The following is a 22,801-nucleotide window of genomic DNA, read 5'->3' on the forward strand; positions in this document are numbered from 1 at the left end:
TTTGCTTTTCTACCCTATCTAACCTCTAGCCAGTAAACACCACAATGGTATTGGCAACGCCTTCGCAGGGAGCGTTATAGTGCCACTGTTCTCCGCGCATCGAATGGTAAGTTTGTTGAATTTGTGCTGTCTTTGCTACCTCACAATCATTTAACTGATAAAGATATTCCACCCACAGTCCTAATACTTTCCCCATATCATAGGTACCATAAGCTTTATCAATCGCATCGACGTTACCGTCCTGATTGTCATCCAGCAAAGGAAACACAGCGAGCCTCTTTAGACCCAACCAAAGTGCCAGCGAACGCCCACTAAAAACCGGCGTACGCCAAAATGCGGGCTGATGGTTTTTACCCTGCCCCACGTACCAATAAAAAGGGGCTCGACTTTCCAGTACTCCCGTCTGCCCTACTAAAGAAACAGCCTTATTTGAGTCTGTGGGCATCACCGTTAATGAAGACAATTGAAAGGTTGTACTCTGTGCAGATACTCGAGTGACGCGAGCATTAACATTCCCCAAGCATGTCGATACATTCGCCCTTTCACCGGGCGAAAAGCCACATTCATTGGCTAACGTTAAAGGATTACTCAATGATCGAATCGACAGGCGACAAGCCCCACTGTCTGTCGCTTGTAGCCAATCGGAATGATCATCCACATCTCGCCTCTGCAAACGCTTAGGCACCTCCCCACCTTTACCAATCCGTAACTGACTCTGCTCATTCGGAGAACAACCTGCAGGACGAAGGCGTGACCATTGCGCGGTAAACTGAGACGCTAATGCAGAGGAAAAAGTTTCTTGCTCTGCATACGTACTCGCTAGTGCATCACGAGCTTGAAGTTGCCAGATAGCTCGGCCGATCAAAGGGACAATAATGGCGATCAAAGCACAGGCAACCATCACCTCAAGCAACAAACCACCACGCAACCTATATCGACTATTCATGCCGCCCACCTTGTTCTTCCTTACCACCCGCGAAAGTATTCAACGAAGCACTTTGTGCGGCATCAAACCACTGCCGTAACCCTTCGCCAGAACAATGCTGGCAAAGTGGGTAGGTCTGTCTATGTGAAGAAGTGAAACCAACATGCTCACGCCAAGTATCCTGACCAGTCAGGCTTACCATTGCATCGGCTCTGGAACGATTTTCTCGCGTTATCCGATGAGCTTCAGAGCGCTCAATGGTTTGCCACTGCACGACGGTTTGGCGCTGAGCTAATGTCAATACCAACCCTAATAAAGCGAGACTTATCAAGATTTCGAAGATCATCCAACCCGATTGCCGACTTCGAGAACATCGGCGCTGACATAGCATAGATTGACCTTGTGCCCCTTTGTTTAAAGAGGCGGATTTAGAAACAATAGATCGAACCCGGCTCATCGCAAATATTACACACATGACTCACCTGCTCGACGAACCTTAGAACGGTAAAAGCGCCCACTTTGATTCAAAATAATGTCGGCCGTCCAACGGCCAAAACAAAATACAAAAGTACCATTTTGGTAGCTGGACAAACCATTAGGGAGAAACTCAATACGCGACTTATTCGATGGAAATCCCTGCCAATGAACGGTTACATCATGATCGAATTGAACCCGACGGTATTCTTTGGCATAACCTTCTTGCTGCCGGACTTCAAAACCTGACGACCATATCCCGCTACAATTCTCTCCTCCGCAAACAAAACTCATTGAGCCGGATTTAATCGCCATTTGGCGAGCTTCAAGCAGTGCTTCAGACAAACTATCCATGTCTTCTTGCAACATTTGCCTGTCTTGATGTTCCTTTTGGTAGACAAAAAAATGAGTGGCACCGAAAAAAGACAAAATGGACAGAATGGCAAGAACACACAACACTTCAATGAAAGTGAAACCATGCAGATGGGGTTGATACATGTGGAAACCTCCTTGTCTCCAACTCAGTAATACTCTTGTTTACAAATCGCCCTCACAACATGCTAGGAGGGGAAAAACCATTTATCAATAAGTTTGGCAATTTGTCGTGGTTTTTGGAAAGGCAAAGAATGATCACAACCACTGAACACCTTATGACGCCACCCCTCGTAGCGCTCACTCAACAGTTGATAATGGTCTTTGAGAGAGTCGCTGCTTAACTCCCCGGAGAGCAAATACACCTCTTTCGCCGCTTCAATCATGGCCTGTCTATACTCAGGGGCTGCCGCAATGACTTCCACATGATTTGTTACGGCATCCAAAGCAAAAGCAAAACCCAATGGGCGATGGGCCAAACGAGATTGCGTTGTTGATTCAGCGGCGGGGTTCTTACGGCGATTGGGCGAAACAGTGTCCATAAAACTCGCGACCCCCAGTTCAACATCACCCGTTTCACGAATGGTCTGAGAAGCTTGCCGATATTTTTTACGCACCTCAATGAGCGCCTGTAGATCCTCCCGATCAAGCGATGCGGGTTCAAGCAAAGCCATTTTTAATGGCGTTAACCCTGCCATCACTCGGTGATGATTAAGGTTTAGCGCAATCAGGCCGCCTAAAGAGTACCCTACCACATCAAATTCCCGCCAATCCAAGGACAGTAAAAGCGCCTCAACTTCGCTCGTCAACTCAGCAATGGTCACGGGCGCTTCTTTACCACCATGGTGGTAAGACGCTCCCATGCCTTTTAAATCAGGTATAAGAATACGCCGCCATTTCTTTAAAAATGGCAACATAGGTGAATACGTAATATCCCCATCGACTCCAGCGCCATGCAACATTAAACAGGCTCGATCTGTATCCGCATCAGGATTTTCATAGAGACGATAAGCTATACGACCATTCTTTAAAGAAAGAAAAAAAACATCAGACACTTGTAATAACCCTGTAGGAGCCCCTATTAAAGACTACAATATTTTATTTTACACGAGCGGTTGCCTTTATTATGCCAGAAATAACACTGATAGACCTACCATATCAGAGTTCGTTATTGCCCTTCTTCCAAGCAATAAGACACTTACCTTACCCAGCCATACTGGACAGCAACCATGAACACTTTCCAGACACGCAATTCGACATACTCGTCGCCAATCCACTTGCTCGCATTCACCCCAAGTGCCATGACGTGCCGATCGATTGGCGTGGTAAGGTGCTATACGAGCTCAGTGACACAGACAATCCGATGGCTCTTCTCAATGAACTTTATACCCACATTGTACAGGAAGATTGGGCGAAAAATGCCCCCGCAAACCTGCCATTTATTGGCGGATTACTAGGCTATTATGGCTATGAAAGCGGTCACTATGTTGAGAGACTGCCCGATTCAGTCAATCACGACATACAACTTGATCCTCTCAGCGTCGGTCTATATGGCTGGGCCGTCGTGACAAACCACGCTCGTCGTAGCACTCAGTTGGTCATCACCCCTTGGTGTTCTCTTGAAGAATCCAACTCGATCCTTTTTCTATTACAAGAACCACAACAGCAAAAAAAAGATAGCTGCCAAGCGGCAACCTCAGAGTTTAGGCTGCATAGTCGATTCACATCGAATATGAGTGCCGCCTCTTACGCCGCGAAGTTTGATCGAGTAAAAGCCTATATTCAAGCGGGTGATTGCTATCAAGTCAATTTGGCGCAACGTTTTTCGAGCACCTACCATGGGGACCCATTCATTGCTTACCAACAATTAAGAGCCGTATGCCCCACTCCTTTTTCAGCTTATCTCGCGTTATCACCTGATCAGGCAATATTGAGCCACTCCCCAGAACGTTTTTTACTCTGTGATAAAGGTCGGATAGAATCCAAGCCGATAAAAGGCACCATTGCCCGAGGCGAAACCCCTCAAGCCGATAAAAAAAATGCCGATACCTTACTGGGGTCAAAGAAAGATCGCGCCGAAAACCTTATGATTGTTGATCTATTACGGAATGACCTTGGACGAACGTGTCTAACAGGCAGTATTAAAGTGCCGTCGCTATTTGCTCTTGAAAGTTACGCTAATGTTCACCATTTGGTATCAACTGTTGAGGGCAGCATAGGCTCGCGAGACCAAGCCATTCATGTTTTTCACGAAAGCTTCCCTGGCGGCTCGATCACAGGTGCCCCTAAAATAAGAGCCATGCAAATTATTGATGAACTTGAACCGGATGAACGTTCCGCTTATTGTGGTTCCATTGTGTATTTCAGTGCCAATGGCCAAATGGACTCAAGCATTACCATCCGAACTCTCGTGGCCGATAAGGGAAACATCTACTGTTGGGCCGGTGGTGGACTTGTCGCGGATTCAATCTGTGAATCGGAATACCAAGAAACCTTTACCAAGGTAGGTAAGTTGACCCATACTCTTGAACATGTTTTTTTGAAGTAGGCCGTATTATGCCCCATATATCGCAGTTTTTAGACGCCTTACCCCTTCAACCCTCTATGGATGAGATACGTACAGCATTAGACCATACCCAAGACGTTCATCCTATTTACAATCCTGACAAAGACCTATCACCCAGTGCATACAAATTAAAATACCGTTCTGCCGCCGTACTGATTCCCATTTGGCAAAATCCAGACGATGAACAATTGTATGTATTACTCACCAAGCGCGCCCTTCATATGCGCAATCATCCAGGACAAATAGCTTTCCCCGGTGGTAAGCATGACCCGACAGATGCCAGCATTCAATACACGGCATTGCGTGAAACCTTTGAAGAAATCGGCCTTGCCCCAGATTGTTTTGATTTGATTGGCGAGCTGGGTGAGTACTGTACTATTTCGGGTTTTTGCATCAAGCCCATTATCGCCGAAATGACTCGACTCAGTAAAATGAGCTTATGCGAAGACGAAGTCAAATCGGTTCATTGGGTACCACTCAGCCATCTCCTTACGCCAAGCAATTATCGCTTTCGTAAAAAGAAACTCGGCAATGTTTCGCGTGGCTACTTTGAAATAGATTACCAAGATATTCGCATATGGGGGGTGACTGCAGGTATTTTGTACGGCCTTTACGAAACCTTGGCCCAGTATAAAAACCGATCGTGATAACTGACTTAAAAAAACGTACACAAAGAATAAGGTTAGTGTTCTTTCGTATTTTGCATACCACACACAACTTGATATGGTAGACCCAACATACATTTGACGACGGTTAACAATCCTATGTCTACTTTTGATTTAGCGTCTTTTATTGCCAACCATGATGAAGACCAAGCGCAAAAAATCCTCCACAACGCCTTAAAAGCATTCGACAACATTGCCATTTCGTTTAGTGGCGCAGAAGATGTCGTACTCATTGATATGGCGGTAAAGGCTAAGAAAAATGTTCAAGTGTTCTCTTTGGACACAGGGCGACTACACCCAGAAACGTATCGTTTTATTGAGCAAGTCCGTAAGCATTATCAGATTAACATTGATATTATGTCTCCAGATCGTGAGGCGTTAGAACACTTTACCAAAGAGAAAGGGCTATTTAGCTTTTTCGAGGATGGTCACAAGGAATGTTGCAGTATACGCAAAGTCGAGCCATTAAAGCGCAAGCTCGCACAAGTTGATGCATGGGTGACGGGCCAACGCAAAGACCAAAGCCCAGGCACTCGTAACGTGCTAGCCTTCGCTGAGCTGGACAGCGCCTTTAGCAAAGAGGACAAGCCACTATATAAATTCAACCCATTGGCCAATTGGTCCTCTGAAGACGTATGGAACTACATCAAAATGTTTGATGTTCCTTATAACGAGCTTCACGCCAAAGGCTTTACCAGTATCGGTTGCGAGCCATGCACTCGCCCAATATTACCGAACCAGCACGAACGCGAAGGCCGCTGGTGGTGGGAAGAATCTGAACATAAAGAATGCGGATTACATATTGGCAACCTAATTCCGACCGCGCAGCAATAGAAGCCTAAATACGGATGTCGTTTAACAAGGCAATAGGGTAAAACGACATCCGTTATACTTATCTATAAACTGACGGCCAACTGATCGGCTTCTTTTTCCGAGCCTGATATGCGCTTGTCCCACTGACTAATAAAACGTGCATAGCAGTTTTCCAGCTCACTAATATGTTGAACCAGAACCTTTCCTGCCGCTGTCAACTCAGTCGTTCGTCCATGACGTACTAACAAAGTCGCCCCAAGCCCTTGCTCAAGCTTCTTAATATGTTGACTCACCGCGGGCTGTGTTAACCCCAAACGCTGTGCTGTTTGCGTAAAGCTGCCCGTTTCAACCAATGTTTTAAATGTTTCTAAATGATGTGTATTAAGCATAACGATTCCTTATAGTAAGGTTATTATACGAAGCCCATCATTCAGAGCATTGACCTAAGTCGTGTTTTAATGAAAGACTGATCATTCCTTAGATAATAAATTATGAGCATGATGAAAGAGCACTATTCACAGTTACCTTGGCAAGAGAGACAATCAGGCCCCAAACCCGCCCGAGAAAACGATTATCGAACCCCTTACCAACGCGATCGCGCTCGGATCATTCACAGTGCTGCTTTTCGTCGCTTGCAATCTAAAACACAAATTCTAGCCATTCGCCAAAATGACTACAGTCGAACACGCTTAACTCACTCGCTCGAAGTTGCACAAATTGGTAATGGTATCGTCCATCAACTAAGGCACAGCTCCCCGGCAAATGCTGATTTTCAGACTTGGCTTGCAGAGGATGCCTTAATAGAAACCGTTTGTTTAAGCCATGACATTGGCCATCCACCTTTTGGTCACGGTGGGGAAGTCGCGCTGAATTTTATGATGCAAAATAACGGCGGTTTTGAGGGTAATGCACAATCCCTGAGAATTTTAGGTAAGCGCGGCTCTTACTCGCCAACATATGGCATGGATGTCACCAGAAGGTCCTTGCTCGGTATCTTAAAATACCCTGTACTCTATCAGGATGTGGTGGGGCACTATCCCTCTAAACCTGAACGACTCCGCCAATTCAAAGCCTCACAATGGACACCACCCAAATGCGTCTATAAAGAAGAACAAGACTTGCTTGATTGGATTATTGCTCCTTTTAGCGCAAGCGACAAAGCACGATTTCAAGAGATATACCGCCCCGCCCCTCATGCCCATGCTAAATCCAATCATGCCAGTTTTGACACCAGTATAATGGATCTTGCCGATGACATTGCTTACGGAGTTCATGATCTAGAAGATGCCATCGTGCTTGGCATGGTCACAAAAGAAATGTGGCTAGAGCATTTGGAGCCAAAACTAGCGGATCTAGGAACCTCTTTTTTTCATAGCAATCTCACCACACTGCGCGGACAATTATTTAGTCGAGAAAGTCATCTCAGAAAAGAGGCCATTGGCAGCTTGGTTAGCTGGTTCATCACCTCTTGCCAAGTCAAAGAAAATCCTTCCTTCGAGCATCCTTTATTGCGTTACCAGGTCACTTTACCCGAAGGTCAACGTCAAGCACTGGCGTTATTAAAAGCGTTTGAAATGCGACACATTATTCAAAAGCCAGAAGTGCAAATGTTGGTGTATAAAGGCCAGCAAATGCTCTTAGAAATGTTTGAAGCATTAGCTGCTGACCCAATTCGATTATTACCGAAAGAAATCGCCAAAGAGTGGCATCAGACAACCCATGAAAAAGGGCATGATGGTATGAGAATTATCTGTGACTATATGTCATCCATGACAGACGACTACGCCAGCCGCATGTATAACAAGCTGTTTGTACCAAGCTTTGGATCCGTTTTTGAACCTATGTGATAGATGACAACGCCAATATAGTGTCAAAAATAGGCTTAAGAAGAACAAGAATAGACTAAAACGAAGGGAGAGCGTTTAGCAAAACACTCTCCCTAGCAGGAACACATCTTCTTGGAACTCTTGGCATGAAGCTATCTTGGGAAGCACCCCCCAAGACTCAAAGCCCTGCTTTTTGAAAAATCGTAGACTGAGCGTATTTCTCGCGTAGATATACGCCACCAGATGAGAAAAGTGCAGTGCGTCTTTATGATCAGCCAAGTATTGTATAAACGCCGCTGCCGCGCCTTTTCCTCGCCATTGAGGCAACACATAGACACTCACTTCTGCGGCCATATCAAACGATGGCAAACCGTAAAAGGGCTCTAATGCCCCCCAACCAATCACCCTATCCTCAACACTCACTACAAACATGGGACGCTCTGGTGTGGTACTTTCAACCCACTCCATCACGTCTATTAAATTAATGTCTTTATTGCGATCACCAGACAAAGCAAAATCATCACCTTGCTGATAGATGGTTAAAATATCAGGCACATCATCAATGGTTGCAACGCGCAGGCTAAACACCATGGGCTCCTTAAGTGCTAAAGACAGCCGCTAGCCCTGTTGTAGCAATCGGCGTAAATCAATCAAAGCTGCATTGGCACGAGAAATATAAGACGCCATCACCAAGGAGTGGTTTGCTAACAAACCAAAACCGCTGCCATTGAGAATCATCGGCGACCATACCGTATCTTGGGTCGCATCCAATTCATGAATAATCTGTTTTAGACTAACCAAAGCATTTTTATCTTTTAAAGTCGGTGCAAAGTCGACTTCAACGGCCCGTAAAATCTCAAGTAACGCCCAAGTTGTACCACGAGCTTCATAGAACACATTATCTATCTGCATCCAAGGCGTCCGCTGATACGCCCGTTGATGCCCTCCTTCGTCCGATAGCCCAGCAGGCGTCATGTTCTCATCAACAACACTTGCAGATAAACGTTGCGCCAAGCTACCAAGACGAGTATTCACATCAGACAGCCAATCCACCAAGTTATCCGCACGCGCATAAAACTTCGCTGGATTACCAGAATTCGCAGTGCTAGACAGACGATTTAAATACTCCATCAATTCTTTATTGCCACGGCGATATTCACTTTCACTGGAAGGTAATGCCCAGCTTTTGTTATCAAAATTAAACTGAGGCTCAGCAATTTTCAGGTTTACATCCTCAGTTGATTGCGACTGTGAGCGGCTAAACTCTTTGCGCATCGCGCGGGACAAATCTCGAACCTGAACCAATACACCAAACTCCCAAGAAGGCATATTGTCCATAAAAACACCCGGTGGCATGACATCATTTGAAATATAGCCACCTGGCTTATTTAATAAGGTACTCACTAGCTCATGCAATGTACTGCCAAGTGTGTAGCCAACCACCAAAGGTTTGTTGGGATCATAACCATGCTCAGTCGCCGTTTCTCTAGCCACTTTATTGACATCAAACTGAGCTGGCTCATTACTCCAATACATACCAACCACAGTCAGCACAACCACCAATAATAGGATTAGTCCTAACACGGTCTTCCACAACCACGGAGAGCGCTCTTTTCCTCTAAACATCGAGCCCAGTTTATGCATCATACTCGCCATTATCTCACCTTAATCCTTTTGTAATTCTATTAAATAGTCGCTGCGATGATAGATCATAGCACGCACTCTAAACTCACTGATTCGACTGTTAATAATCTGATATAGCAAACGCGCTTGCTTATCATTTGGCCAATAAATGATTACTTCACTTTTATCTTTTGCCACTTTGTCAATGATCGGCTGTATTTTCGCAAGTATTTCGTTATCGCTCAAACTAAATAGGTTTTTTGGTAAAAAGTATTGACCTTCTTTGGCTTCTTGCGCTCTTTTTGCCGTCCTTTCAGCCGTATCCACTTTTTTATGCTGAGTATCGGCCTGATGTCGTAAAGGTTCTGCCTGATGGTATGTCGCTTGTTGTCGACGCTTTTTAAGGGCCTCAATGCGATCTTTCACCTCGTTAATCACTGGATCTTTAGGATTAACCGTGTGAGCAGAATGAAGATAGGTCGTAGCCTGTTTATAACCCCCTCGAATCGCCGCCCGCCAAGCCCAGTCAACATAGGTATCGACAATCTTCTTAATCCCCATAATCGCCCGGTAATTTCCTGGGTCACGAGCAAGCGCCGCTTGAAAATATAAATTGGCATTATCATTCGCAGGCGTAAGCAGGCGTTTTTTGGCTAGCGCTTGCTCCCCTTTCCAAACCAAGCGTGCCGTCACCGTTTTATTCGAATTAAGCTTCGCCTTCGTATGTTGGTGTGTTGTCGCCTCAAGATGCCGCTTTTTTCCACTTGAGTTGACCGATTTACTGGATTCTGAAACCGGATTACTTTGTTCTGTTTGTTTAATATTTTCTTGGCAACCAACAAGATAAACCACTGAAAACAATAAAAATAATGCTTTTATTTTCAATTTAACCCCTTTTAGCTAGGAACTTTTGCAAGGATTGATAGTCTATATAGACTGTCAGCGTGAAGGAATAGGGTCACGCGTTCAACTCATTTTATGTAGATTATTATGCGCTTAATTTGTCTGTTTGTTTTACTCTTTCTTCAAGGCACTGCCTACGCCTTCAATTTCAACTCCCCTCACAGCAGTTTAGGACCTTCTTTTTTAAAGGCGCAAGACGCTTTTCAACTGTCCTTCGATGCCCCTCAAGATGGCAAATTAGTTGCCCACTGGAACATTGCGAACGGTTATTATTTATACCAGAGCCGAATTTCACTTTCTGGCCCTCAAGCGGACAAACTAAAAATCACCCAATTTCCAGATGGCGAGCACAAAACCGACCCTTATTTTGGCAAGGTTATTATTTATAAACACTCTCTCTCTTTGCCTATCGATTATGACACGACATTGGCCCCAGGCACGATAATCCATGCCACACTGCACTACCAAGGCTGTTCAGAAAAAGGGCTTTGCTACGCACCACAAGCGGTTCCTGTTGACTTCACCGTTCCCAAGTCCGCAAACGATCAGACCCCCTTACAATCGCAGGCAATACAACCCCCGCCTGCCAGCAAGAGAGATGCGAACCAAGTAACATTATCAGCAGCCAATTCGATTAGCCAAACCATAGCAAAAAGCTCTTTTGGCGTCGCTCTGCTCGCCCTATTTGTTTTTGGGCTATTACTCTCTTTTACACCTTGTGTTTTGCCTATGGTACCTATTGTTAGCGCCATTGTTGTGGGGGCCCGCCGCTCCAAACTGGGAGCCTTTTATTACAGTGCCGTTTACGTACTTGCTATGGCCCTAACCTATGGTGCCATTGGCGCATTAGCAGGATCCTTTGGCGTAGGGCTAAATCTACAAGCTCAGTTACAAAACCCTATTATATTGAGTATTAGTGCCGCCTTATTTGTTTTCTTAGCCTTGTCTATGTTTGGAGTCTTTGAGTTACGCTTGCCTGCCGCTTGGCAAACACGCTTGCAGCAAACGAATAACAATCACACCAGTGTTAGCTCAACGCTCAATACATTTTTGGCGGGCATTCTTGCCACATTAATTGTTTCCCCTTGTTTATCGGCTCCAGTTGCAGGGGTATTATTGTATATTTCAAGCCAAGGTGATGTTTGGTACGGCGCATTCATGTTGTTCGTAATGGGCCTTGGCATGGGCATCCCTCTTTTATTAGTCGGCTTATTTGGTGCCAAAATACTGCCTAAAAATGGCCCTTGGTTAAATGATATAAAAGTCATAATGGGATTTGGCCTGTTATCCATTGCCATTTGGCTGTTAGTTCGTTGGCTACCAGGCAACATTGAATTGTTTTTATGGGGCGCGTTAGCGTTAGGGATCGCCAGTTACTTTTGGCACCACATAAAAACCAACAACTCACATCCTGTTCGTTGGTTTTTTGCCCTTGTCTTTACATTAATTGGGGCGGTAGAATTTTATGGCGCCACAACAGGTACCAACTCTCCGTTAACCCCAATAAAAAGCGTGACGAACAATCAGACTCAAACCGTCCCCTTTAAAACCACTATCCACAATCTATCAGACTTGCAATCTGTGATAAATAATGGCGACACGCGCCCTATTGTGCTGGATGTCTATGCTGACTGGTGCATTAGCTGCCAAATACTCGAACATGAGATTTTTCAAGCGAAAGAGATACAACCTCTACTCAACCAAGTTCAACTGGTCCGAGTAGATGTCACCGATAATACCAAGGGGAACAAAGCATTTATGAAACACTTTCATCTCTTTGGCCCACCCGCCTTACTCTTCATCAATGCTCAGGGACAAGAACAAAAGTCCCTCTCATTGATTGGTGAGCCCAGCAAACAGGACGTATTAACACGACTTAAGTTTGTAACAAATTGAAAAGAAAATAAGAAATAAAGCCCCTAAAATAAGGTTTACTTCTGTTCAAAAATAAACCACACCTCTATTTTATGGGTTTTTTTACTGCATAACTGGACAATATCGCGTTTTTTAACGATAATTTCCCGTCACATAGCTCTGCCCTTCACGCATGAGCCTTGCGTTATAATACGGATCGAACAAGATTTTGCTCCTATTTTTACGAGGGCTCTTTATATTCAGAGCATGCCAGATTCTTAATGATTAGCCTTTACCAAAAACGCTAAACAATAAACACCGACAGAAGAGAGTAACAATGGATATTCGCAAAATTAAAAAACTAATCGAGCTTTTAGAAGAATCAAATGTCTATGAGATCGAAATCAAAGAAGGCGAAGAAGCAGTTCGTATCAGTCGCGGCGGTGCTCCAGTTCAAATGGCTCCACAAATGATGGCCAGTGCCCCCGTTCAACACGCCCCAGCATCGGCTCCAGCGACCTCTTCTGCTGCGCCTGAGGCAGCGTCCACCATTTCAGGCCACACTGTTAACTCTCCAATGGTTGGTACTTACTACAAATCTTCCGCGCCAGGCGCAAAACCTTTCATTGAAGTAGGTCAACATGTCAATGTTGGTGATACCATCTGTATCGTAGAAGCAATGAAAATGATGAACCAGATCGAAGCCGACAAATCCGGCACCATTGGCGCCATTCTTGTTGAAGATGGCGAGCCTGTTGAATTTGATCAACCACTTGTTACCATCATTTAATCCACAGCAATAGGTTTCATCATGCTAGATAAGGTATTGATTGCAAACCGAGGCGAAATCGCGTTGCGTATTTTACGTGCGTGTAAAGAACTCGGCATCAAAACCGTTGCGGTTCACTCTAAAATTGACCGCGACTTACTTCATGTTCGCTTAGCAGACGAGTCTGTCTGTATCGGACCCAACCCTTCCACAGACAGTTACTTGAATGTGCCTGCGATTATTAGTGCTGCGGAATTAACAGACACTTCAGGCATTCACCCCGGATACGGCTTCCTTGCTGAGAATGCAGACTTCGCAGAACAGGTAGAACGTTCTGGATTTGCTTTCATCGGCCCAAGAGCAGAAACCATTCGTCTGATGGGCGATAAAGTATCTGCGATTAAAGCGATGAAAGAAGCAGGTGTCCCCACGGTCCCAGGATCGAACGGCCCCGTTCCTCACGATCCAGATGAATGTCTTCGCATTGCTCGCGAAATAGGCTTCCCCGTTATAATTAAAGCCGCTGCGGGTGGTGGTGGTCGAGGTATGCGCGTTGTTCATAATGAAGGCAGCCTACTTAAGTCTGTTGGTGTCACACAGTCTGAAGCAGGCTCTTACTTCGGTGACAGCACGGTTTATATGGAAAAATTCCTAACTAACCCTCGCCACGTTGAAGTTCAAGTGCTCGCAGACGGGCAAGGTAATGCGGTGCATTTATTTGATCGTGACTGCTCTTTGCAACGTCGCCACCAAAAAGTTATTGAAGAAGCTCCAGCTCCCATGCTCGACGAAGCCTCTCGTCAGGCATGTTTAAAAGCCTGTGTTGATGCTTGTATTAAGATCAATTATCGCGGTGCAGGCACCTTTGAGTTTTTGTACGAAGACGGCAATTTCTACTTCATCGAAATGAACACTCGTGTCCAGGTAGAACACCCTGTTACGGAAATGGTGACGGGTGTCGACATCGTAAAAGAGCAACTGCGCATAGCAAGCGGTATGCCTTTGTCGATGAAACAAGAAGACATCAAGCTTAATGGCCATGCTGTCGAGGCTCGAATCAATGCAGAAGACCCAAAAACCTTTATGCCAAGCCCCGGTAAAGTCAATTACTTCCATGCACCTGGCGGTATGGGCGTTCGCGTCGACTCGCACTTGTACAGTGGCTATTCTGTGCCACCGACTTACGATTCTATGATCGCGAAAATCATCTGCCATGGTCCTACTCGTACAGAAGCGCTTAAGCGTCTTTCTGGTGCTCTTGATGAAACCTTCATCGATGGCATTAAGAGCAATATCTCCATGCAAAAAGAATTAACGGAAGACCTCAATTTTATTGCTGGTGGCGTTAATATTCATTACCTAGAGAAAAAACTCGGCCTGTAAAAGGCAAAGAGGCTCTCTTTTTATCGGCCCTTGGTGAGTAAAATCATTAAGGGCCGTCATTTTCTTCTCGCGTCCCCCTTCGTGCTTCGTTATTCTATTCACTGATTTGTTTTATTCGGATTGCTTTTTTATGCCTTGGCTTCAAATACGTCTACACACTACCCCTGATCATGTTCCTAGCTTTGAAGATACTCTTCTTGATTGTGGTGCCATGGTTGTCACATTCGAAGATGTCCATGACGACCCGGTATACGAACCAGATCTCAATACCACTCCCCTTTGGAAACACACCAAAGTCACAGGCCTTTTTGAAGCCGATGCAGACATTGAACACATTCGTCCTGTCATTGAGCACAAAGCCGAAGCCCTTGGCGAAACCGACATCGATATAAAAATTGAGATAGTCGAAGACAAAGATTGGGAACGAGAATGGATGGACAGCTATCACCCTATCCAATTTGGCAAACGTCTTTGGGTTTGCCCAAGCTGGCGAGACGTACCGGATGACAATGCCGTGACATTAATGCTGGATCCCGGCTTGGCCTTTGGCACTGGCACTCATCCAACTACCGCACTGTGCTTACAATGGCTAGACTCAATTGATTGCCAAGACAAAACCATTATCGATTACGGATGCGGTTCTGGCATTCTTGGTATTGCTGGCTTACTACTTGGTGCCAATAAAATGGTTGGCATCGACATCGACCCTCAAGCAGTACAAGCAACACAAGCAAATGCTGAGCGTAATCATATCGATCCAAATCGGATCGAGGTAAAATTGCCGCCATATGAGTCAGACCTACAAGCCGATATTGTGGTCGCTAACATTCTTGCCGGACCGTTGGCTCAATTGGCAACCACCATTTCGGCGTTAGTTAAAACCGGCGGACAACTCGCCCTCTCCGGTATTTTGATCAATCAAGCCGAAGAAGTCATTCTGGCGTATCAAGATTGGTTTACCATTGAGTCGGTTGTCGAACAAGATGAGTGGGTTCGCATCGTGGGCACCAAAAACCCCGAATAAAAATTCGCTCACCATGTCTATCACATTGTAAAATTTGACTTTTTAAGCGAATATTGACATTTACTCTAGAAATCGATTACTGGAAGGCTGCACCCTAATGACCGAAAGCTTCATCACTCGTTGTCCAAAGTGTTCCACTGCGTTTCGTGTGAACAATGACGTATTGAGCATGGCTAAAGGCAAAGTACGCTGTGGTCAGTGCTTCCATATTTTCGATGCCAAACAACATATTGACGCGGCCAAAAAAACGCCTCCCCAAACACCTCCAGAAAGTGGGCCTTCTGAGACAGCCGCATCAGCCCCACAAAAACCAGCCCCTAAAAATACTCCTGAAACACCCAAAAGCAGCACAATGCTCTTTACTTCAGCAGACGAGGAACCCGTTAACCCTGAATGGCTGCAGACCTTGTTTACAGAAGATGACCTGGCTCCTGGCTCATCCGAAGACTTTCGCTTTTTGCACGAATCACCACCGCCGACACCAGACACTCTAAGACCGGCCGACACAAAGCCAGCCACGCCAACTAAAAAACAAACACAAGTAAAGCAAAAGCGAGACAATCCCGATATTCAGGCGACTGTATCGGAACAAAAGACTGTATCGGAGCAAAAACAGACGTCACCGGAGCCATCAGAAAGCGCGGAAAAAGACCTAGCCCCCTGGGAAAGGGAGCTGGCAGAAGTCGAACAAGCCATTCGCACCAAACCTTCTGGTATGAGTACACTTCCCCCAAAAAAGGAAGGGACACTAAAGAATCTACAGCAAAGTGACCTCATAGACAAAATAGACAGTCGCCTTAGCTCACAACCCAATCAACCAGAACCAGATTATATGCAAGCCCTGCATTCATTGGCGCAAAACGTCGCTGAAAGCGCATCCGCAGGAGAGTCAACACCTAATTACACCCTTAATGCCATCGCTGCTTACGACGCTACAGACCCACTAATGGGCGATTATTATACTGAGCAGGAAGATAAGAAAAAAACAACCAAGACCTGGATTTGGACGCTGGGCTGTTTCCTTGGGTTGATATTATTGATTGCACAAATGACATCTACTTTTTTTGAACAAGGTAGTCGCTCTGAAACCTTCCGAGGCTTTTATCGCACCCTTTGCGCCTATTCAGGCTGCACACTTCCACCATTTGAAAACATCAAAGCCATCAACATTGAGCACGTTCGTATACAAAGCCACCCAAGTCAACCTGATGCCTTGCTTGTTAATGCGATCATGACCAATAACAGTCGATACGCACAACCCATGCCAAAACTTGCTTTAGAGTTTTTTGACCTCAATGGTGCCCCAGTCGCAGCGCGACTCTTTGCCCCCCATAATTACCTTGATAAAGATTTCCTAGACATTACCTATATGCCGCCTAAGACGCCTATTCACATTGTCATTCCCATACAAGATCCAGGTGACCGCGCGGTGACTCATCAACTGAGAATTTTCCCAGCAGACACTCGCTCCTATTAGTTTTGTGCTTATTTTGCTTCAGATGCAAAATAAGCACAAAATTTAGTCAATTTTTTCTCTGTCAAGACTTCAAAAATCTCTATCGACTAGGTATTATTCACGCCCGCTCGACAGTGTCGCCGATCTTTAACATTCGATTTAGTATTCAGGAACAATATGGCATTTGCTATTGGCCCATATCGCGTTGACAAGCCCGTTATTCTTGCCCCTATGGCAGGCGTAACAGATTTGCCATTTCGCCGTCTATGCCGCCAACAGGGTGCCGGATTGGTCGTGTCAGAAATGGTCACTTCCGATGTTCGTTTATGGAACTCAAGCAAGAGTCGTCATCGTCTCATTCATGATGATGAAGTCTCTCCGAGATCTATTCAAATAGCGGGTGGCGACCCAGAAATGATGGCCCAAGCAGCTCGGCAAAATGTTGAGCTAGGCGCGCAGATCATTGATATCAATATGGGCTGCCCCGCCAAAAAAGTATGCAATAAAGCCGCTGGCTCTGCATTACTCAAAGACGAATCACTTGTTCGAGAGATACTAGAATCGGTTGTAAATAGTGTTCACGTTCCTGTTACATTAAAAATTAGAACAGGCTGGAGCAAAGATCAGAAGAATGGTCTAGCCGTGGCAAAAATGGCGCAAGACATTGGCATCCAAGCCCTCGCCATTCACGGACGTACCCGAGAATGCAAATTTCAGGGTCATGCCGAATACGATACGATAGCTGAAATCAAGCAACATCTGTCTATCCCCGTATTTGCCAATGGCGATATTATTGATGCAAAATCTGCTAAATTTGTGAAGGATTACACTCAAGCAGATGGCATCATGATAGGTCGTGCAGCTCAAGGAAGACCATGGATTTTCAACGAGATAAATCACTATTTACAGACCAATGAGTTGTTAGCACCTCCTTCTCTTAATGATGTGCAACAACTTGTTACCGACCATGTGAAAGCCTTGCACCAGTTTTATGGTGATTACCTTGGTGTGCGCATTGCTCGCAAGCATGTTGGTTGGTATTTACAAACGTTAGCGGACAAAACACAATTTCGTAGCCAATTTAACCGTATAGATAATATGCGCGAACAGCTCGATCAATTGAACGAATTCTTTGTTTGTCATATGACAAACGAACCTTGTACTTGATGTGGCGTTACGACAATCAGCAGCCATAGGCTTGCTGATCTATCATAACAATGCATTAATAAACGGTTAGCTTTAAACTAGAAGGTCATTCTGTGGTAGAACAAACTCATACTCAAACGTTTCAAGCCGCTTCTTCGGAACAATCACAAACACTGCGTGATAATGTTGAAAAAGCCCTGCAAAACTACTTCGCTCATCTTGATGGGCAGCCAGTGACTGACTTATATCAGTTAGTCTTAGCCGAGGTTGAGGCACCTTTGCTCGAGTCTGTCATGAGCTACACAAAAGACAATCAGACAAAAGCGTCAACCATCCTAGGGTTAAACCGAGGCACGTTGCGCAAGAAACTGAAGCAATACGGCATGTTATAGTAATATTTTAAAAGGGCGATTTTCGCCCTTTTTTTGTTTATATAGACCCCCTCACTTGTTTAATTAGTAAAAACCAATTGCGAGAACCATGATGGCAAATCACAACACAGTTACTCCAATCAAGCGCGCGTTAATCAGTGTTTCCGACAAAACAGGCATTGTCGATTTCGCTCGTGAATTAACCGCCCAAGGCGTTGAGATTTTATCAACAGGTGGTACTTACCGCCTACTACTTGATAATGATGTCAAAGCGACTGAAGTATCCGATTACACAGGCTTCCCTGAAATGATGGATGGCCGAGTCAAGACGCTACATCCAAAAGTGCATGGTGGCATTCTTGGTCGTCGCGATATGGACAGCGCCATCATGAAAGAACATGGTATCGACGAAATCGATATGGTGGTGGTGAATCTTTACCCATTTGAAGCCACTATTGAGCGACCTGATTGCGATTTGCCAATGGCCATCGAAAACATCGATATCGGTGGACCTACTATGGTTCGTTCCGCAGCAAAAAACCATAAAGACGTTGCCATTGTCGTCTCTCCTACTCACTACGAGGAGATTCTGACCTCATTGAAAGAAGCGGGTGGCCTAACTTACGAGCAACGTTTTGATCTTGCGGTAAAAGCGTTCGAACATACCGCTCACTACGATGGAGCGATTGCTAATTTCCTTGGCAAAAAAGTCAGTGGTGGCAGTGAAGATTTCGCACGCACCTTCAACTTACAATTCAACAAGCAAGAAGAAATGCGTTACGGCGAAAATCCACATCAAAAAGCCGCGTTTTATGTTGAAGCAAACCCCAAAGAAGCCTCTATCAGCACCGCGAAGCAACTTCAAGGCAAGGCCTTATCTTACAACAATATCGCCGACACCGATGCGGCCCTTGAGTGTGTTAAGACCTTTGACAAGCCCGCTTGTGTGATTGTTAAACACGCCAATCCATGCGGCGTAGCAACCGCTAGCAACCAGTTGGACGCTTATGAATTAGCTTTCCAGACAGATCCAACCTCCGCATTCGGTGGCATCATCGCTTTCAACCAAGAGTTGGATGCGCAAACAGCCCAAGCCATTGTCGATCGTCAGTTTGTTGAAGTGATCATCGCTCCAAGCGTAAGCAAAGAAGCAGCAGAAGTCGTGGCGGCGAAACAAAATGTACGTTTGCTTGAATGTGGCCAATGGTCGAATGACAAACCCGCCGCACTTGATTACAAGCGCGTCAACGGCGGTTTGTTGGTTCAAGATCGTGACGATGGTACCATCACACTTGATGACCTTAAAATTGTCTCTAAGCGCCAGCCTAGCGAAGCAGAATTAAACGATTTATTGTTTGCTTGGAAAGTTGCAAAATTCGTTAAATCCAATGCTATTGTGTATGCCAAAGTGGAACAAACCATCGGCGTCGGCGCAGGACAAATGAGCCGAGTTTACAGTGCCAAAATTGCCGGCATTAAAGCAGCGGATGAAAACTTAGAAGTGGCCGGCTCTGTGATGGCCTCTGATGCCTTTTTCCCATTCCGTGATGGTATTGATGCAGCGGCTCAGGCAGGCATTACCGCTGTCATTCAGCCAGGCGGTTCAATGCGTGATGCTGAAGTCATTGCGGCGGCAGATGAAGCTGGCATGGCAATGGTCTTTACTAGTATGCGTCACTTCCGTCACTAAAGAGCTGCCTTAAAGAAACCCAATTGAACGACGGTCAGAGGCTGATATTCGCCTCTGGCTGACAATATAAAGGATAAGATAATGAAGGTTCTTATTATTGGTAACGGTGGCCGCGAACATGCTTTAGCATGGAAAACCGCTCAATCAGACGACGTCACCACCGTGTTTGTGGCGCCGGGCAATGCGGGCACATCAACAGAAGACAAAGTCGAAAATGTTAATATTGGTGTGACAGACATCCCCGAACTGGTTGCGTTTGCGAAAAAAGAAAGCATCGACCTGACCATTGTTGGCCCTGAAGCCCCTCTAGTTATTGGAGTGGTTGACGCCTTCGAAAAAGAAGGTCTGGCTATTTTCGGACCAACGGCAGCGGCTGCACAACTAGAAGGCTCTAAGGCCTTTACTAAAGACTTTTTAGCTCGTCACAATATACCAACCGCAGCCTATGGTAACTTCACAGAAATTGAGCCTGCTGTCGCGTACATCAAAGAACAGGGTGCACCAATCGTTGTCAAAGCAGATGGCCTAGCCGCTGGTAAAGGGGTAATTTTGGCACAAACCGAAGCCGAAGCCATTGCCGCTGTGGAAGATATGTTACAAGGTAATTCCTTTGGTGATGCTGGCAGCCGCGTTGTCATCGAAGAGTTCTTAGTTGGTGAAGAAGCCAGCTTTATCTGTATGGTGGATGGCGAAAGCGTCCTCCCTATGGCCAGCAGCCAAGACCATAAAGCGCGCGACAACGGCGATAAGGGTCCTAACACAGGTGGTATGGGTGCCTATTCTCCAGCCCCAGTGGTCACACCTGAGATCCATGATCGCATCATGAACGAAGTCATCATGCCAACCGTAAAAGGCATGAATGCAGAAGGCAATCGCTACCGTGGTTTCTTATATGCGGGTGTGATGATTGCCCCTGATGGTACCCCCAAAACACTAGAATATAACTGCCGTTTTGGTGACCCTGAAACACAACCAATCATGATGCGCTTGCGCTCTGATTTAGCGAAAATGTGTTTAGCGGCCATTAATGGTGAGCTGGACACCGTTGACGCCGATTGGGATCCTCGAGCCAGTCTAGGTGTGGTATTAGCGGCTGGCGGCTACCCGGCTGATTATGCAAAAGGCGATGCTATCTCAGGTTTGAATACCCCTATTCCTGTACATCAGAAAGTATTTCAAGCGGGTACAGCAATACAAGAAGGCAAAACCGTTACCAACGGCGGCCGTGTACTATGTGCCGTCTCTCTAGGCGATACCGTTGCAGATGCTCAAGCAGGGGCTTATGAAGTGGTGAATACATTGTCCTGGAAGAATGTCTACTTCCGCACCGACATTGGTCATCGCGCCATTGCTCGCGAACAGAAATAATATTCGCATGTAAACCAAAAAGGCTCGTCATCCGACGAGCCTTTTTTACTGGTTCCATTTTTATTGGAGTATTGGCAACGACAAAATATGTACACTAGCCAATAACAAGACTACCAAGGTTTAGCGAATTGAACCCAGTCAATCAATGGTTGAGGGTATACCCCTAAGATAACCACAACAGCGGCAGAGATAAGCAACACCAAAGCACCCGCTTTTATAGAAAAACAGCTTGTCTCAACCACCTCTGCAACTTGGCCATTAAGAGAAGGTAAGAAAACACTGACGGCCACTCTCAGATAGTAGTAAAGACCAATCGCACTACCCACCACAACAGCGGCACTTAACCACCACAATGAGCCTTGCATTGCGACAGCAAGAACATAAAACTTACCAATGAAGCCAAGCGTCATGGGAATACCCGCTAAGGACAACATCATAACGCTCATAACCACGGCAATAAGTGGACGACGCTTAAAGAGACCTCGGTAATCAGAGATTTCCTCAACATCCTGACCTCTGTTAGGACTGGATAGCAAACTCACTGCCCCAAAGCTACCCAAGCTCGCGAATAGATAGCCAACCAGATACACACCCGTTGTTTCAAGCGCCAATTGACGGTCTTTAATAGCCACCAGCACAATGAGCAAATAGCCTATGTGTGCAATGGAAGAATACCCCAACAAACGCTTAATATTCGTTTGCGAAACCGCCATAAAGTTACCAAACAGAATCGAGGCAATTGCTATCACACTCAAGACTAATTTCACTGATGGCAAATCGATCAAAGGCGCTTCAATGAAGATGCGCACCAGCACAGCAAAAATCGCAATCTTACTGCTGGTTGCTAAGAAGGTCGCAACGGGGGCTGGTGCACCTTGATAGACATCAGGTGTCCATAAATGGAATGGTGCCAAGGACAGCTTAAAGCAGATTCCTACTAGCAACATACCTATCCCCACCAACAGCAAAGGCTGTTGAGCCAGACTATGGCTTAAGCCGCTTGCAATACCAGAAAAAGACAAAGAGCCTGTGTCTGCATACAAAAGCGCCATACCAAACAGCATAAAAGCCGAGGCCCCAGCGGATAGCAGCATATATTTTATTGACGCTTCTAACGAAGGCTTCTGCTGAAAAACATAACCAACCAAACCAAACAGTGGTAAAGAGACTAGCTCAATACCTAAGAACAGTGTGGCAATATGGTTTGCGCAAGCCAACAAAATAGCCCCGCCAGTTGAAATCAGTACCAATAAATAAAATTCGTCTTTATTATCTTGATGCTCTTTCAACCATGAATAGCCAAAGATGCAAGTAGCGAGCCCCGCTATTAGCACTAAACCTGAATAGAACAGGGTAAAGCCATCCACTTGTAGCAGTGATGTCAGATGAGCCGGAATGTCACCGGAAACAAAGAACAATGACAATATCGCGGCAATAAGCCCAATTATACTAAGACCAGCCGTCATTTTATGACAACGTCGCCAAGCAATGGCAAGCATAACCACAATGACCGATAGATCAACGATCAAAAGTGGCGAGAAAGCGGCCAGCTGTTGAATACTAATGCTCATGG

At 45.5% G+C, this 22,801-nt stretch carries 22 protein-coding genes; 13 read left to right on the forward strand and 9 right to left on the reverse strand.

Annotation, left to right across the window (positions count from 1 at the left end; translation table 11 throughout):
* Positions 1 to 25 precede the first annotated feature (25 nt).
* The 4 genes from AC0VYG_RS14960 to AC0VYG_RS14975 form a co-directional block, all read right to left on the reverse strand.
* Positions 26 to 946 (reverse strand): PulJ/GspJ family protein, encoded by a 921-nt coding sequence (locus AC0VYG_RS14960; RefSeq protein WP_475428762.1) that lies wholly within the window; start codon positions 944 to 946, stop codon positions 26 to 28.
* Positions 939 to 1,400, reverse strand: a complete 462-nt coding sequence (locus tag AC0VYG_RS14965; protein ID WP_475428763.1) for a hypothetical protein — start codon at positions 1,398 to 1,400, stop codon at positions 939 to 941. The genes AC0VYG_RS14960 and AC0VYG_RS14965 overlap by 8 nt, the downstream gene beginning before the upstream one ends.
* A complete protein-coding gene (locus AC0VYG_RS14970) occupies positions 1,391 to 1,897 on the reverse strand; it encodes a GspH/FimT family pseudopilin (RefSeq protein WP_475428764.1) in 507 nt (168 codons plus the stop codon). The genes AC0VYG_RS14965 and AC0VYG_RS14970 overlap by 10 nt, the downstream gene beginning before the upstream one ends.
* Positions 1,898 to 1,959: 62 nt before the next feature.
* On the reverse strand, positions 1,960 to 2,826 hold the full coding sequence (locus tag AC0VYG_RS14975) for an alpha/beta fold hydrolase (RefSeq protein ID WP_475428765.1): 867 nt from the start codon (positions 2,824 to 2,826) through the stop codon (positions 1,960 to 1,962).
* 71 nt (positions 2,827 to 2,897) lie between these two features.
* Between AC0VYG_RS14975 and pabB the strand changes: the two genes are divergently transcribed.
* The 3 genes from pabB (at position 2,898) to AC0VYG_RS14990 (ending at position 5,836) form a co-directional block, all read left to right on the forward strand.
* A complete protein-coding gene (gene pabB / locus AC0VYG_RS14980) occupies positions 2,898 to 4,319 on the forward strand; it encodes an aminodeoxychorismate synthase component I (protein WP_475428766.1) in 1,422 nt (473 codons plus the stop codon).
* Between the two features lie 8 nt (positions 4,320 to 4,327).
* The gene (locus AC0VYG_RS14985) at positions 4,328 to 4,984 is read left to right on the forward strand and encodes an NUDIX hydrolase (protein ID WP_475428767.1); all 657 of its coding nucleotides are present in this window, start codon (positions 4,328 to 4,330) and stop codon (positions 4,982 to 4,984) included.
* 117 nt (positions 4,985 to 5,101) lie between these two features.
* The gene (locus AC0VYG_RS14990; protein ID WP_475428768.1) at positions 5,102 to 5,836 is read left to right on the forward strand and encodes a phosphoadenylyl-sulfate reductase; all 735 of its coding nucleotides are present in this window, start codon (positions 5,102 to 5,104) and stop codon (positions 5,834 to 5,836) included.
* A 62-nt stretch (positions 5,837 to 5,898) separates the two neighbouring features.
* Here the strand turns inward: AC0VYG_RS14990 and AC0VYG_RS14995 are convergent, their stop codons facing one another.
* Positions 5,899 to 6,204: a LysR family transcriptional regulator gene (locus tag AC0VYG_RS14995; protein WP_475428769.1), complete on the reverse strand. Its 306-nt coding sequence runs from the start codon at positions 6,202 to 6,204 to the stop codon at positions 5,899 to 5,901.
* A gap of 102 nt (positions 6,205 to 6,306) precedes the next feature.
* Between AC0VYG_RS14995 and AC0VYG_RS15000 the strand changes: the two genes are divergently transcribed.
* Entirely contained in the window at positions 6,307 to 7,662 is a 1,356-nt protein-coding gene (locus tag AC0VYG_RS15000) for an anti-phage deoxyguanosine triphosphatase (RefSeq protein WP_475428770.1), read from the forward strand.
* A gap of 75 nt (positions 7,663 to 7,737) precedes the next feature.
* Here the strand turns inward: AC0VYG_RS15000 and AC0VYG_RS15005 are convergent, their stop codons facing one another.
* From AC0VYG_RS15005 to AC0VYG_RS15015, 3 genes are read right to left on the reverse strand one after another with little or no spacing between them, the layout of a single operon-like run.
* Positions 7,738 to 8,232 carry an N-acetyltransferase family protein gene (locus AC0VYG_RS15005; RefSeq protein ID WP_475428771.1) on the reverse strand — a complete coding sequence of 165 codons (495 nt, stop codon included), beginning with the start codon at positions 8,230 to 8,232 and terminating at the stop codon, positions 7,738 to 7,740.
* Positions 8,233 to 8,259: 27 nt separating this feature from the next.
* The gene (locus AC0VYG_RS15010) at positions 8,260 to 9,267 is read right to left on the reverse strand and encodes a DUF2333 family protein (protein ID WP_475432550.1); all 1,008 of its coding nucleotides are present in this window, start codon (positions 9,265 to 9,267) and stop codon (positions 8,260 to 8,262) included.
* 39 nt (positions 9,268 to 9,306) lie between these two features.
* On the reverse strand, positions 9,307 to 10,149 hold the full coding sequence (locus tag AC0VYG_RS15015) for a hypothetical protein (protein ID WP_475428772.1): 843 nt from the start codon (positions 10,147 to 10,149) through the stop codon (positions 9,307 to 9,309).
* A gap of 105 nt (positions 10,150 to 10,254) precedes the next feature.
* Here AC0VYG_RS15015 and dsbD point away from each other — a divergent pair, with 105 nt between their 5' ends.
* From dsbD to purD, 9 genes are all read left to right on the forward strand, one after another.
* The gene (gene dsbD / locus AC0VYG_RS15020) at positions 10,255 to 12,063 is read left to right on the forward strand and encodes a protein-disulfide reductase DsbD (RefSeq protein WP_475428773.1); all 1,809 of its coding nucleotides are present in this window, start codon (positions 10,255 to 10,257) and stop codon (positions 12,061 to 12,063) included.
* A 295-nt stretch (positions 12,064 to 12,358) separates the two neighbouring features.
* Positions 12,359 to 12,811, forward strand: a complete 453-nt coding sequence (accB, locus tag AC0VYG_RS15025; RefSeq protein ID WP_475428774.1) for an acetyl-CoA carboxylase biotin carboxyl carrier protein — start codon at positions 12,359 to 12,361, stop codon at positions 12,809 to 12,811.
* A 21-nt stretch (positions 12,812 to 12,832) separates the two neighbouring features.
* Entirely contained in the window at positions 12,833 to 14,173 is a 1,341-nt protein-coding gene (gene accC / locus AC0VYG_RS15030) for an acetyl-CoA carboxylase biotin carboxylase subunit (protein ID WP_475428775.1), read from the forward strand.
* Between the two features lie 130 nt (positions 14,174 to 14,303).
* Entirely contained in the window at positions 14,304 to 15,197 is an 894-nt protein-coding gene (gene prmA, locus AC0VYG_RS15035) for a 50S ribosomal protein L11 methyltransferase (protein ID WP_475428776.1), read from the forward strand.
* 97 nt (positions 15,198 to 15,294) lie between these two features.
* The gene (locus AC0VYG_RS15040; protein WP_475428777.1) at positions 15,295 to 16,674 is read left to right on the forward strand and encodes a DUF3426 domain-containing protein; all 1,380 of its coding nucleotides are present in this window, start codon (positions 15,295 to 15,297) and stop codon (positions 16,672 to 16,674) included.
* Positions 16,675 to 16,830: 156 nt separating this feature from the next.
* On the forward strand, positions 16,831 to 17,820 hold the full coding sequence (gene dusB, locus AC0VYG_RS15045) for a tRNA dihydrouridine synthase DusB (RefSeq protein WP_475428778.1): 990 nt from the start codon (positions 16,831 to 16,833) through the stop codon (positions 17,818 to 17,820).
* A gap of 92 nt (positions 17,821 to 17,912) precedes the next feature.
* On the forward strand, positions 17,913 to 18,191 hold the full coding sequence (gene fis / locus AC0VYG_RS15050) for a DNA-binding transcriptional regulator Fis (protein ID WP_067015664.1): 279 nt from the start codon (positions 17,913 to 17,915) through the stop codon (positions 18,189 to 18,191).
* A gap of 91 nt (positions 18,192 to 18,282) precedes the next feature.
* A complete protein-coding gene (gene purH, locus AC0VYG_RS15055; RefSeq protein ID WP_475432551.1) occupies positions 18,283 to 19,860 on the forward strand; it encodes a bifunctional phosphoribosylaminoimidazolecarboxamide formyltransferase/IMP cyclohydrolase in 1,578 nt (525 codons plus the stop codon).
* Between the two features lie 81 nt (positions 19,861 to 19,941).
* Positions 19,942 to 21,228: a phosphoribosylamine--glycine ligase gene (gene purD / locus AC0VYG_RS15060; protein WP_475428779.1), complete on the forward strand. Its 1,287-nt coding sequence runs from the start codon at positions 19,942 to 19,944 to the stop codon at positions 21,226 to 21,228.
* 110 nt (positions 21,229 to 21,338) lie between these two features.
* Here purD and nuoN read toward each other — a convergent pair whose 3' ends face one another.
* Positions 21,339 to 22,799, reverse strand: coding sequence for an NADH-quinone oxidoreductase subunit NuoN (nuoN, locus tag AC0VYG_RS15065; RefSeq protein ID WP_475428780.1), 1,461 nt, complete (start codon positions 22,797 to 22,799; stop codon positions 21,339 to 21,341).
* Between the last annotated feature and the right edge of the window lie 2 nt (positions 22,800 to 22,801).

The sequence above is a fragment of the Marinomonas sp. 63XJN7_7_ISO-PGPR-S23-202 genome, assembly GCF_056173505.1.

Excerpts from the sequence above, each read along its gene's own strand:
- AC0VYG_RS15010 (WP_475432550.1), bottom strand. The coding sequence starts at position 9,267 with ATGTTTAGAGGAAAAGAGCGCTCTCCGTGGTTGTGGAAGACCGTGTTA.
- AC0VYG_RS15040 (WP_475428777.1), top strand. The coding sequence starts at position 15,295 with ATGACCGAAAGCTTCATCACTCGTTGTCCAAAGTGTTCCACTGCGTTT.
- AC0VYG_RS14990 (WP_475428768.1), top strand. The coding sequence starts at position 5,102 with ATGTCTACTTTTGATTTAGCGTCTTTTATTGCCAACCATGATGAAGAC.
- purD (WP_475428779.1), top strand. The coding sequence starts at position 19,942 with ATGAAGGTTCTTATTATTGGTAACGGTGGCCGCGAACATGCTTTAGCA.
- accB (WP_475428774.1), top strand. The coding sequence starts at position 12,359 with ATGGATATTCGCAAAATTAAAAAACTAATCGAGCTTTTAGAAGAATCA.
- pabB (WP_475428766.1), top strand. The coding sequence starts at position 2,898 with ATGCCAGAAATAACACTGATAGACCTACCATATCAGAGTTCGTTATTG.
- AC0VYG_RS14970 (WP_475428764.1), bottom strand. The coding sequence starts at position 1,897 with ATGTATCAACCCCATCTGCATGGTTTCACTTTCATTGAAGTGTTGTGT.
- AC0VYG_RS14985 (WP_475428767.1), top strand. The coding sequence starts at position 4,328 with ATGCCCCATATATCGCAGTTTTTAGACGCCTTACCCCTTCAACCCTCT.
- nuoN (WP_475428780.1), bottom strand. The coding sequence starts at position 22,799 with ATGAGCATTAGTATTCAACAGCTGGCCGCTTTCTCGCCACTTTTGATC.
- AC0VYG_RS14995 (WP_475428769.1), bottom strand. The coding sequence starts at position 6,204 with ATGCTTAATACACATCATTTAGAAACATTTAAAACATTGGTTGAAACG.
- accC (WP_475428775.1), top strand. The coding sequence starts at position 12,833 with ATGCTAGATAAGGTATTGATTGCAAACCGAGGCGAAATCGCGTTGCGT.
- AC0VYG_RS15005 (WP_475428771.1), bottom strand. The coding sequence starts at position 8,232 with ATGGTGTTTAGCCTGCGCGTTGCAACCATTGATGATGTGCCTGATATT.
- dsbD (WP_475428773.1), top strand. The coding sequence starts at position 10,255 with ATGCGCTTAATTTGTCTGTTTGTTTTACTCTTTCTTCAAGGCACTGCC.
- purH (WP_475432551.1), top strand. The coding sequence starts at position 18,283 with ATGGCAAATCACAACACAGTTACTCCAATCAAGCGCGCGTTAATCAGT.
- AC0VYG_RS15000 (WP_475428770.1), top strand. The coding sequence starts at position 6,307 with ATGAGCATGATGAAAGAGCACTATTCACAGTTACCTTGGCAAGAGAGA.
- dusB (WP_475428778.1), top strand. The coding sequence starts at position 16,831 with ATGGCATTTGCTATTGGCCCATATCGCGTTGACAAGCCCGTTATTCTT.
- AC0VYG_RS14965 (WP_475428763.1), bottom strand. The coding sequence starts at position 1,400 with ATGTGTGTAATATTTGCGATGAGCCGGGTTCGATCTATTGTTTCTAAA.
- prmA (WP_475428776.1), top strand. The coding sequence starts at position 14,304 with ATGCCTTGGCTTCAAATACGTCTACACACTACCCCTGATCATGTTCCT.
- AC0VYG_RS14960 (WP_475428762.1), bottom strand. The coding sequence starts at position 946 with ATGAATAGTCGATATAGGTTGCGTGGTGGTTTGTTGCTTGAGGTGATG.